The 12,179-nt window shown below is 58.7% G+C and carries 6 protein-coding genes; 5 read left to right on the top strand and 1 reads right to left on the bottom strand.

All coding sequences use genetic code 11. From position 1 onward, the window contains the following. Positions 1-66: 66 nt before the first annotated feature. On the top strand, positions 67-1,362 hold the full coding sequence (locus tag NYE24_RS15445) for a homocysteine synthase (RefSeq protein WP_036694915.1): 1,296 nt from the start codon (positions 67-69) through the stop codon (positions 1,360-1,362). An 840-nt stretch (positions 1,363-2,202) separates the two neighbouring features. After that, entirely contained in the window at positions 2,203-3,261 is a 1,059-nt protein-coding gene (locus NYE24_RS15440; RefSeq protein ID WP_341027128.1) for a hypothetical protein, read from the top strand. Between the two features lie 266 nt (positions 3,262-3,527). Here the strand turns inward: NYE24_RS15440 and NYE24_RS15435 are convergent, their stop codons facing one another. Further along, positions 3,528-4,337, bottom strand: coding sequence for a polysaccharide deacetylase family protein (locus NYE24_RS15435; protein WP_342479033.1), 810 nt, complete (start codon positions 4,335-4,337; stop codon positions 3,528-3,530). Between the two features lie 308 nt (positions 4,338-4,645). Between NYE24_RS15435 and NYE24_RS15430 the strand changes: the two genes are divergently transcribed. The 3 genes from NYE24_RS15430 to NYE24_RS15420 are packed head-to-tail and all read left to right on the top strand — an operon-like array spanning position 4,646 to position 12,143. Next, positions 4,646-5,311, top strand: a complete 666-nt coding sequence (locus NYE24_RS15430; RefSeq protein WP_342479032.1) for a hypothetical protein — start codon at positions 4,646-4,648, stop codon at positions 5,309-5,311. A 2-nt stretch (positions 5,312-5,313) separates the two neighbouring features. Beyond that, on the top strand, positions 5,314-9,597 hold the full coding sequence (locus NYE24_RS15425; RefSeq protein ID WP_342479031.1) for a glycoside hydrolase family 2 TIM barrel-domain containing protein: 4,284 nt from the start codon (positions 5,314-5,316) through the stop codon (positions 9,595-9,597). Next, positions 9,594-12,143 (top strand): glycosyl hydrolase family 65 protein, encoded by a 2,550-nt coding sequence (locus NYE24_RS15420; RefSeq protein WP_342479030.1) that lies wholly within the window; start codon positions 9,594-9,596, stop codon positions 12,141-12,143. Before NYE24_RS15425 ends, NYE24_RS15420 begins: the two co-directional genes overlap by 4 nt. The last annotated feature ends 36 nt before the right edge of the window (positions 12,144-12,179 follow it).

Here is a 12,179-nt window from a genome sequence, read left to right as displayed (position 1 = left end):
GAGAGAATAGGTACAATCTTGTAGAGTTAACATTTGATATTACCTATTTTAGAGGAGGAAACACCCATGTCAGAAGAGCACAAGCTGTCCTTTGAAACCCTCGCCGTCCACGCAGGCCAGGAGATTGATCCCACTACTTTAGCTCGTGCCGTGCCGTTGTACCAGACCACTTCGTATGGGTTCCGCGATGCGGAGCACGCAGCGAATCTGTTCGCGCTTAAGGAGTTCGGCAATATCTACACCCGGCTGATGAATCCGACGACCGATGTGTTTGAACAGCGTCTTGCTGCGCTTGAGGGCGGGGCAGGTGCACTGGCGACCGCGTCCGGAATGGCGGCCATTTCCTTCTCTATTCTGAATATTGCCGGAGCAGGGGATGAGATTGTGTCCTCCGCAAGTCTGTACGGCGGGACTTATAATCTGTTCTCTACAACGTTGCCTAAGCTGGGGATTCAGGTGAAGTTCGTGGATTCCGACAATCCGGAGAACTTCCGGGCAGCGATTACGGACAAGACCAAAGCACTGTACGCCGAGACCATTGGTAATCCGCAAGGGAATGTACTGGATATCGAAGCAGTGGCGGCTATCGCCCATGAACATGGAATTCCGCTGATTGTGGATAATACCTTCCCAAGCCCGTATCTGCTGCGTCCGATTGAACATGGTGCGGATATCGTCGTGCATTCGGCAACCAAATTCATCGGCGGCCATGGCACATCCATCGGCGGAATCATCGTGGACGGCGGCAAGTTCGACTGGAAGGCCAGCGGAAGGTTCCCCGGCCTGACCGAACCGGACCCGAGCTACCACGGGGTAGTCTACACTGAAGCTGTAGGCCCTATCGCTTATATCATCAAAGCACGGGTACAACTGCTTCGTGACCTCGGCGCGGCGATCTCCCCGTTCAACTCCTGGATGCTGCTGCAGGGACTCGAAACGCTGCATTTGCGTCTGGAACGCCACAGCCAGAATGCACTCAAGGTCGCCCAATATCTGGAGGCACATGATTCTGTAGAGTGGGTCAGCTATGCCGGACTACAGAGTCATCCATCCTATAAGCTGGCTCAGAAATATCTGCCTAAGGGCCAGGGCGCGATTCTGACCTTCGGAATTAAGGGCGGGGCGGCCGCAGGGGTGAAGCTGATCGAGAACGTGAAGCTGTTCTCCCATCTGGCCAATGTCGGCGATTCCAAGTCGCTGATCATCCACCCGGCCAGCACCACCCACCAGCAGCTGTCGGTCGAGGAGCAGATTACCGCCGGTGTTACACCGGAGCTGCTGCGTTTGTCCATCGGCACCGAATCCATCGACGATATCCTCTATGACCTGGAGCAGGCGATCGCTGCCAGCCAGCAGGGATAGAAAGGGTTAGCGGGAGCGGGCTGTGCTGGGGAGTGAGAGGTTGAACCGCTGAGCTGCCGAGCTGCCGGAGAGTTGTAGCCGGATAGACGGTGAGCAGAAGCCTTGTACTCCCCCCCCAACTGGTTTCAATAAGACACAGTTCCTTGCAACTTAGGAAGAGGAATTAAAGACTACTGTTTGATGCAGAATGTTTCTGTATTAGGCGGTGGTCTTTTTTTGCGGGAGCAGGGGGTGGGGTTGGGAGTGTGAGTGTGAGTAATGGGAAGAGGGTGAGGGTTTGCGAGGAAATAAGGAATAGTTTGTGAGAAAAACGGTTCGTGAGGGATTGATCCGCACTGAAACTGCCCGGCAATTGTACTTTCTGCAATAGATTAGGCTATATCCGGCGTTAAATTCCGTTCTGATGTATTCCATACAACAGATTTCCGGCACATGCCTCCAAAACACCCTTTCCGCGAAAATCTGCTGTACAAACTGCAACAGATCGCTTTTTACAGCCGCTAAAGAGAAGATCTGCTGTAGTAAATACAATTGATCACCAAGCGCCAAGCAGAAGCCAACCCGAACCCTAAATTAATTCGAAGTCTATAGAGATTAACAACAGAATATGTAAAGGTTACTTCCCGCCTACTTCAGCTCGCCTACCCATTGAAGCTCGTCACCCCACCGCATGTCCACTACTCATCCGGGTAAGATTTTGCTGCTGCATTCATTTGATAACGTTTGCATATTTCAGTGCCTCTGCCAGTATTTATAGATTGAAGCCTCTTAAAATGCTGGCAGCTTCTCCTCAGGGGGAGCGGAGCGGCAGTAATTCAAAGGTAAAGGGTGGGTGCGAGGATGAAGGGTGAACGCCAGCAGAAGGATGATCCAAACAAGGAAGAGCGCCCGTTCAAGTATAACACCGGCGACCGGACCATTGGCGTGGAGATGAGCCAGTCCGCATCTGTAGCTTCCGCAGCAGCGGAATTTCTTGCTGAAGGGGAGCCGCGTAAGGGAAAAGTGAACCGGGAGCGGACTTATTCGCGCCGCCCGGGGGAGCGCCAGGCTTTCCTGGTCCTGCGTGATGGAGCGGGCGAGCGGTCTCTTCAACGCGCAGAGCCGGGTGTCTACCCTGCGGGCCCTTGCCTGATCCGGGGCGAGGAATGGCTGCTTGCGCCGGAGGTCGCAGCACTCTATTCAAGCTGGATGTCATGCAGTGATGAGGAGCAGGCGGAGCGTATCCTGCAGCGGATCTGTCACCGGCTGCGGGCTGCTGCTGCCGACCTCCTGGAGTCGGCGGACGGCGTTTGGGCTGCAGTTGCTCTGCTCTACACGCCGGAGCTTGCTGCCCGCCCGGCCAGACTCGCTGCGCTTCAGGATGCGCAGCTTGATGCGCTGTTCGCCGCCGCGCTGCAGAGCCAACGGCTGGGCGGCGACAGCCGCATCGACTTGCTGGCGCCGTACCCCGCCAGCCTGGAGGAATTCGCGGCGCAGCGCGAATTCATTGAGGGCGTGGCCGAGCAGACTCTCGGCCACGCTTATGCGGCAGCCTGCCGCATCGGGGCGCTGCTCGCGCCCGATGTGGGGCAGGCTGCCGCCGGGGAAATCGCGCGTATCGCCGATTTCCTGGTGCTGGACGGCGCGGCGGCGGAGGCCGCGCCCGGAGAGAACGCCGCCGAGGGCTTCGCGCTGGCGGCGGCTGGGGTGCTGGCCGCCGTACGCCGGGTGCGGCCGGCGGCTGCGGTGCTCGCCGCGGGGGCACCGGCGGCGTATGCGCTGGCCGATCTGTATGAGATCGGCATGAGCGGGGTCTTTTGCAGCGCGGCTCAGCGAACCGAAGCGCTGCTGCGGGCGGCCTGCCTGACCTGGATTGCCCGGCAGGACAATGTAGATGCCGCCGCCGGAGGCTGGCAGTAGCCGGGTATCTAGCGGTAGCTGGCAGTAGCGGCGGGCTGGCCTGCCTACACTGTCTGATCTGCCGCAAGCAGCCGGATCGGCAGGCAACGACCAATCCGTCTGCTCTATTCTTCACCATCTCCACAATCGTATGCCAACGAATTAACCGCAAAACCTTCGAAAATACACAACAACCCGATTACGCCAGGCCCTGGGGCTGTGCGGAATCGGGTTTTTAATCTAACTTAATAGGGTGTGTTTTATGTCGTCTGACTTATCTCATATGTTTAAGTCGTGTGCCCCAATCTGACCGTAGCTCCGCCCGGGATGCGGCGGGCTTCATTCCCCACTGAGACCCATACCTCCGTTGCCGACGGGTTATAGACCATCTCCTGCGAAGCGGAGAAGCGCAGTCCTTCCACAGCGGACAGGTAGTCCACGATCTCAATATTGGTGGCATACCAGATGTCCTCATGACCGCCCATCATAGCGGCGAACTGCTCCAGCTCCTGCCAGTTATCATCGTCATTGAACTCATAGCTGTGTCCCCAGACATAGAGCAGCTGCATATAAGAGAAACGGGGCTTTTCCTCCAGGAACTTCTTGCCCAAGTCCAGCATCTCCTTGTGGTGGCAGGTAGGGTGCCAGGCTAGCAGGTTGTCCGGCAGGCTGAAGCTATGGTGGGAATTCACCGTGCGGGAATATTCAATGCCCAGGGCAGGTAGTAGGCCGATAACATGATCATTGTAATTGCCGAACGGATAGGATATGCCCCGGACCGGATAACCGGCTAGCTCCTCTAGCGCCTTGCGGTCCGTCAGAATCTCATCGGCGATCCCCTCGCGCGGGGTCATGGTAAGGAACGGATGAGTGCTGGTATGCGCCGAAATCTCATGCCCCTCATAGAGTGCAGCCACCTCGTCCTGCGAGATGTAGCCCTCATTGCCGAACAATCCCGAATTGAGATGAAAAGACCCCTTCAGCCCATGCTGATTCAGAATCTCCACGAGCTTCCGGTCGTAGGTTCTTCCATCATCCCAGCTTAATGTTAGCGCTTTAGAAACTCCGCCCGGAAAAAGATCAAATTTGATTCTCATACTTTGCTTTCCTCCCTGATTGTACGAATAGAGTGAAGTCCCATTAAGCTGTTCTTTCTAAGTTAAAGATAATAATTCATTAAAAATGATGCCAGAAGTGAAGACGGATAGCAAGACGCTTATTCAAAGAGATATTTCGGAGCTTGATCAACCATCTATTGGAAGGGGATTCACATGCTTAATTCTAGTAAAGTATCCGCACTTTTCTCATGTCGTTATTATGCTAAAGAAGGGCATGATCGTCAAGGAAGCGGCCCGCCGGATACGTTACTCTAAAAGGGTAGATGACATAAGGTTGGAGGGACACGATGCAGCGTTGTTTATATAGAGCCGAGTGCCGGGAGGATGCTAATCCGTCAGCGTTCTGGGGTGCACAGACCCCGTTACTGAATGAACGCATGGACAGGCTGGGCCTTGAACGGCTGAGTATTTTTCAGGATGGTAAGGAGCTGTTTCTGTACTATGAATGCGCCGGCAGGGAGGTGGAGCCGGAGCAGCTATTTCAGGGTGCGGCAGAGATTCTTAAGGAGTGGCCGGGAGGGGGGCAGCCCCGGTTGTGGGTGCCTATGATAGATATTTTTCATTATCAGCAGCCGGTCACCGCAGAACATTGGAAGCGCAGTCATTCGGCGGGAACCCCCTACGGAAGAGTGGCGGCGCTGAAGCCGGAGCAGGTCGCCAGCTATGTGTATCACCATTACCAGTATCAGGAGGAGCGCCCGGGAGACGGCGACAAGTACGGGATTATCGGGCTGCATGAGAACCTGCTGTTCTTTTATTCCGAGCTGCCTGCAACGGTAGAGCCTACCCCGTACGCAGGGAAGCTTACCACGAATCTCCGGCCGGAGAACTGGGGTGAGGTGATGGAGCCGCATTTCAGGAAATGGAGTGAGATGGAGACGGATCAGGCCATTTGGAAAAAGCTTGCGCTCGTCCTAACCATCCCCCGCCCCCATTTAGGAAAAGGAGAATGAATATGTTACGTACATCCATATGTCTCAATGGCGAGTGGGATTTCATGCCGCTCTATGACCAGCCGCGCACCCGCGCCCTTCCGGAGAGATTGCAATACGAGGCCCGCAAAATACAGGTCCCATCGAGCTGGCGCTACAGCTATACTGCGCCTTCGGGCAGCAAATTCGGCGAAGTCGCCGAGTATCAATTCCAGCCCTTCGATGTGTACAGATACCCCGGGGAATGGAATGAGGCTGAAGCCGGGGTGCTCCACCGCACCTTCCAGGTGCCGGAGACGATGCTGGGGCAGCGGATCGTACTGCGGTTCGAGGGCATTATGCAAAAAGCGGCAATCTATCTGGACCGCGAGCGGATTGCGATCTGGGAGGACGGCTTCCTGCCCTTGCGGCTGGATATCACCGCACTGGTGAAGCCCGGCCGGGAGCAGCATCTGCATGTAGTCTGCGGCAGCTTCGACACGGCGGTGCTTCCCTCCGGGGAGACCAAAATCACCGGACTCTCCGGCTCCTGGTTCGGCAGAATTGCCCGGGGCATCTGGCAGGATGTCTTCCTGGAGGCGTATCCGCCGGTAACGCTGGAGGATCTTACGATCCGTACCTCTGTCCGGCAGGGAAGGCTGGAAGTGGATGCTCTGATCAGCAGCACAGAAGAGGGCCCCTCACCCGAAGGTTTGCGGGTGCTCCTGCAGGTCAGGGAGCGGAAGTCCGGCATTCCGTCCGCGCAGGCAGAGCCGCCGCATCTGTCGCAGCCGCTGGCGGCTGTCCGTCCGCAGCCCGTACTTGAGGCGGAAGCCGCAGTATCGCTTCTTCCCGCGCAGGCTGCGGCCGGGCGGCAGTTATGCAGCAATACCGGCAGCCGGGAATGGGGCGGAGCGGCCTTCAGCCTGCCCTGGCAGGAGGCTATGCTGTGGAGCCCGGATTCCCCTGTCCTGTATGAGCTGGAGCTTGTGCTTCAATCGGACGGTGAGATTCTGGACCGCCGGAGCGAGACCTTCGGCTTCCGGGAGTTCTGGTGTGAGGGGCCGCAGTTTATGCTGAACGGGATTCCTGTTAATCTGCGGGGGGACTCTTGGCATTTTCAGGGGGCGGCCCAGCAGACTGAGGACTATATCCGGGGCTGGTACCGGATGTGCCGGCAGGTGGGCATTAACAGCATCCGGCTGCATGCGCAGCCCTATCCGTCCGATTATCTGCGGATTGCCGATGAGGAGGGGATGCTGATTGTCGATGAGACGGCTATCTACGGCTCCAGCAAAAGCATGGATGCCGCCCATCCCGATTTCATCGGCAATTGCCGCGCGCATGTGCAGCGGCTGGTGAAGCGGGACAAGAATCACCCTTCGGTCATTCTGTGGAGTGTACAGAACGAGATGCGCTGGGTGGACGGAAGGGATCACTACAAGCAGCATATTCCCGGCCTGATCGAGCTGATGAAGGCGCTGGATGATACCCGCCCGGTCATGGTGGAGGGGGATAACCGTCTGGTCTCCAGGCAGCAGACCGAGGTGGAGAGCCGCCATTACAATATTGACGGCACGATCGCGCAGTGGGACCGGCAGGTTCCGCTCACCTTCGGCGAGCATGGCGGCTGGTGGTACATCTGTCCGCAGAACAGCAGTATGTACTCGGGAATGGATGTATATAAGGATTCGGACACAAGCGCTGCCGGTTTAGCCCACAAGGAGCGGCTGTTCGTGGAATATGCACGGCGGCAGGGCGTCTCAGGCATCTCTACCTTTAACTTTGTCCACTACTTCATGCGGGCGATGCCGGAGCAGGAGCTGAAGCTGCCGCAGGCCGATCTGACCACACCCGGTCCTAAGCCTGCTGTGATTCGGGCCTACTCGCTTTCGCTGAACAACGGGCTGCTGCCGGAGGAGTATCCGGTCTACAGGCCTAATCCTGCTTTTGCCATTATGGCCGCGGCCTTCAAGCCAGTCACGCTGATTGCCGCTGAATACAACCGCTGCTTCTTCGATGATGCGCCGGTCTGCCGCAGCTTCGATGTCTATAACGATACGCAGTCAGCGCAGGAAGTAACGGTCGAATGTGAAGTCATACAGGGCAGTCACAGGGTATATAGTGAGACCTTCCGCTTCCGTCATGAGCCTGCTCAGCGCCAGAGCATCCGCCTGGAATGGATGCCGGAGGCGGTCCATGGTGAAGGAGCTGGAGCAGGAGAGGGGGCAGGAATAGACGCAGCGGTAGGTGAAGGAGAAGCGACCCTGTCTGCCCGCCTGTTCCATGGCGGCGAGCTGATGCATGAGCTTGAGGTAAGCTACCGCCTGCTGTCTGGCAGCTGCCGTACCAAGCCGGTGGAGATCGCTCTGCCCGCAGCTTACATCGGTTCTGACCGGGACTTCCAGGCGATTCACACGCTGGTACCCGCGCTGTTCCGGACAGAGCCGGAAACGGTAGAGAAGCTTGCGGCCGGAACCCTGCTGATTGTCGGCAGCAAGATGGAGGATAAGGACGGGGCGCTGGACCGGAGGCTGAGAGGATTCGTGCAGCGGGGCGGCCGGCTGCTGCTGCTGGAGCAGCTTCATCTCTCTCCCGGCAGATTGCCGCTCACCCGCAGGGAATTCATCCGCGCCCATGCCGGGGATTACGGGCATCCGGTACTTCGGGGATTAGGCGCGGAGGATCTGATGTACTGGCATGAGGAGCTGCGTGAGGACGGGCCGCTGCCGATCATCCGGGCGGCGTTCGAGAAGCCGGTAACCGGTGACTTCACCCTGCTGCTGGAATGCAGCGCAGGAGACTTCGGAGACGGCGGCGATCTGTGGTCGCCGCTGCTGGAATACCGCAGCGGAGCCGGCATGTTCCTGGCAAATCAGCTGGAGATCATGGATCATCTCCAGCGGGTTCCCCAGGCGCAGCTGCTGCTGCGCAGCCTGCTGCAGTACGCGGGCCGCGCGGTCCACGCGGCCGCTCCCCCGGCTGCGGCGCTGAATGCCTCCGCGGGTCCTGGCATCGCGGCCAGCCCTGGCGCCGCCATCAAGCCCGCCGCCGCCGTCACCGGGTCCGCAGCGGCTGCCGGGCGACCCGCCGCGCTGGCGCCCGCTGCGGCAAGGTCCGCTGCGGTGTGGGTCCGCAGCGGCGGAATGGCGGAGGCCTTGCTCGGCAAGCTCCGCCTGAAGGGCCAGAGCCTGGACAGCGCCGCAGGCTTGTCCGGCCTGCCCCCCGGCCTCCTCGTCGTGGAGGCCGAACTGCTGGGCGTGCCGGGCGCGGCGGAAGCCGTGCGCCAGGCAGCCCTGGCCGGCGGCAGCGTGCTGGTGCTGCCGGCAGAGCCCGGCGGGCAGGAGGCACTCGCCCGCCTGCTGGACGCTCCCGTGCGCATCGCGCCGCACGGCACGTATCATCTGGCGGCGGACTACGCGCACGCCGCCGTCCAGGGCATCAGCCCGGTCGACCTGTTCGGCTTCGATAAGGTGCATCTCTCACCCCGGGATGTCGTCAACCGGGAGCTGGCCGTATGCAGGCTGGAGGTGCCGGGCGCCGAGGTGCTGTGCACCAGCGTGGAAGGCACGGCCTGGAAGGACTATTTCGCCGGGCAGCATACGGCGGAATACAGCAGGCTGGCGCTAGTCGAGCTGAACCGCAGCCAGGCGGCAGCTCCGGGGGCTTTTGTGGTCCGGCAGGCGGCCGGAGCGGGAGAGATCCTCTGCTCGCAGCTGCTCGCCGACCCGGACAGTGACAAGAGCCTCAGGCTCTATACCCGGCTGCTCGCCAATCTCGGCGCCGCTTTTGACGATGAGCTGCTGCTTCATGACAAGGAGGATGCGCAGTGGGCGGTGGAGGCCGCAATGACGCTGTTCTGTCCGCCGCATATCGACTACGAGGCGATGAAGGCCTACTATACAGACCCTGAATTCTCCCTGAACAATCTGGGGGAAGGCCTATACGGCTGGATGAAGAAAAAAGAACGGCGCACAGACGGAACCTTCCTCATTCCCGCACCGGAGGGACGCCCTCTGTTCCTGAGCTGCTTCGTGCATCTGCCCAAGGCCACGGATACAGCCTCAGACAACGTGAGCAGTGGCGGCGCAAGAACCGGCAGACTCCGGGTGAACTCGGCCTGTACTTTTGAGATCTATATGAACGGCAGACTGGTGGCAGATCCTGAACAGGAGATTACGCTGGCCAGCGGGATCAACCGCTTGATCGCCATCGTCCGGGGAGCGCAGGAGGATATCGCCTTCGGCATGGTGTTCCTGAATACAGACAGCACGTATATGAATGATCTGGAGTTCCGCCTGACGATGGATGAGGTGGAGCCCAAGTGAGCAAGAGCAATGGAGAGGAGCAGACCGATATGAACGCCAATGAACCGGTACCATCCGCAGCATCTGCATCATCCGCACCGTTCACATCATCCGTACCACCCGCAGACCCATCTGGCCACGCACAGAGTAACAAGGCTGTAGAACCGCCTTTTGGGAGCAATTTGCTTGCCCGCACTGCTGAGCTGGACCAGTATTTCGCCTTCAACGATGAAGCGAGGGAGGTAGAGTTCAAGCGGCATGATATGCCGACTCCCTGGCTGAATTATTTATCCAACGGGACCTTCCATACGATGCTGTCCCATGCAGGCGGGGGACTATCTTTCTATAAATCTCCGCAGATCTGGCGGATTACCCGCTACCGTTTCTTCCATCTGCCGACCGACCGCTCCGGCCCGTATATTTACTTGCAGGATGCAGGAACCGGCAGCTACTGGTGTCCCACTTATGAGCCGGCCTTCCGGAAGCCGCAGGAGTGGCGGAGCAGCCATGGCATGGGCTATACCCGCTTTGAAGCGCAGGCGGATGAGCTGGCAGCGAAGACGGTATATTTTGTCGGGCCTTATGAGAATTCGCTGATCTGGAATCTGACGCTGACGAACAATAGCAGTGAGGTCAAGGAGCTGAACGTGTATGCCTACGCCGAGTTTGGGATGATGGAATTCATGCGCGAGCTGCAATGGCAATGCTACAACAAGCATCAGGTCTCGGTGCAGTACCATGACAAGGAAGCGCTGATCTACAAATACGGGGTGGAAAATCAGCCCAAGCCGGACGAAACCCCGCTGGTCTATATGATGTCCGATGCCCCGCTCGCCGGATATGACGGAGACCGTGAAGAATTCATCGGCAGCTACCGCAGCGAATCCAATCCGGCTGCTATTGAGCAGGGGGGCTGCACTGGCTCGGCCATTCTGGGAGGCGACCCCTGCGGCGCACTCCAGGTCCGGGTAAGACTTGCGCCTGGAGAGACCCGCACCGTGAACTTTTTCCTCGGAACAGCGATGAACGAGGAAGAGATTGAACGGGCCATCGGCCATTCACGGGAGGCGGATTTCGTCACCCGTTCCTATGCGGCACTTCAGGAGAACTGGGAGCGTTACCTCGTGGCGTGGAATTGTGAGCTGCCGGATCAGGATGCGCAGCGTATGCTTAATACCTGGAATCCGTATCAGGCGCAGCGGAATTTTCTGTTCTCGCGCAATATTTCGTATTATGCCACCGGCACCTTCCGGGGCGTAGGCTACCGGGATACGGCCCAGGATATTCTGGCGGTCGTACCGTACGATCCCGAGGCAGCCAAGGATAAAGTCCGGCTGCTCCTGGGGCAGCAGTATCAGGACGGGCATGTGAATCATTATTTTTTCCCGAATGAGGGCTGGGACCCGGTGACCAGCATCCATTCGGATGATCACCTGTGGACGGCGCTTGCCGTATGGGACATTCTGGCCGAGACCGGGGACGCGGCGTTCCTTCAGGAGAGTATCCCGTTCTATGATGGCGGTGAAGCGCCGCTGTATGATCATTTGAAGCGGGCGGTGGACTTCACCGTCTCCCGGCTGGGACCGAACGGCTTCCCGCTGATGCTGCGCTCGGACTGGAATGACCAGCTTTTCCGCGTATGCCGTGAGGGCAGGGGAGAGAGCATCTGGACAGCGATGCAGTTCGGGACCGTGCTGCTGCGCATGAAGGATCTGGCGGCGGCCTCCGGTTACCCGGAGCATGCGGCGGACTATGACCGGCTCTACGGGGAGCAGAAGCAGCTTGTGAACACGCTGGGCTGGGACGGGCAATGGTTCCGGCGGGCGGTGATGGATGACGGGCGGTATCTGGGTACCGCTGAGCATGAGGAGGCCCAGATCTGGCTCAATGCGCAGACCTGGGCGACCCTGTCCGGGATGGCTGAGTCTGACAAGGGGCTGAAGGCGATGGACAGTGTGCGCGACATTCTCGATACAGAGCTGGGCATCAAAAAACTGCATCCGTCCATCACCACCTTCCCTGATCCCGCCGATCCGTTAACCAACTATAACAAAGGAACCGGGGAGAACGGGGCCGTCTTCTGCCATGCCAATACCTGGGCAATTATTGCGGAGTGTATGCTGGGCAGAGGGGACCAGGCGTACAAATATTACCGCCAGCTGATCCCGAACGTCGCCATGGAGCAAGCCGGAATCCAGCGCTACAAAGCGGAGCCGTATGTCTATGCCTCGAACCTGTTCGGGCCGGAGTCCGACAGATTCGGTCTGGCGAACGTATCTTGGCTGACAGGGACGGCCGCATGGATGTATGTAGCCGCTACGCAGTACATTATGGGCATCAAGCCGGTGCTGGCCGGACTGTCCATTAACCCGTGCATACCGTCTTCCTGGGAGGGCTTCTCGGTCAGCCGGCGGTTCCGTGGCTGCGAGTATGAGATTACCGTGAAGAACAATAGCCATGTCTGCTCAGGCGTCCAAGAAATCCGGGTGGACGGCGAACGGCTCGAAGGAACAGTCATCCCCCCATACCCGCACAAACAATCCGTGAAAGTGGAGGTCATACTATAAACGGTAGGCTTTCTGTAGAGACAGAGTGTATAAGTT

This window comes from Paenibacillus sp. FSL H7-0350, from assembly GCF_038593195.1.
GTDB lineage: Bacteria > Bacillota > Bacilli > Paenibacillales > Paenibacillaceae > Paenibacillus_AQ.
The sequence above is the reverse complement of the archived record's forward strand: the minus strand, read 5'-3'. Positions and strand labels throughout refer to the sequence as shown.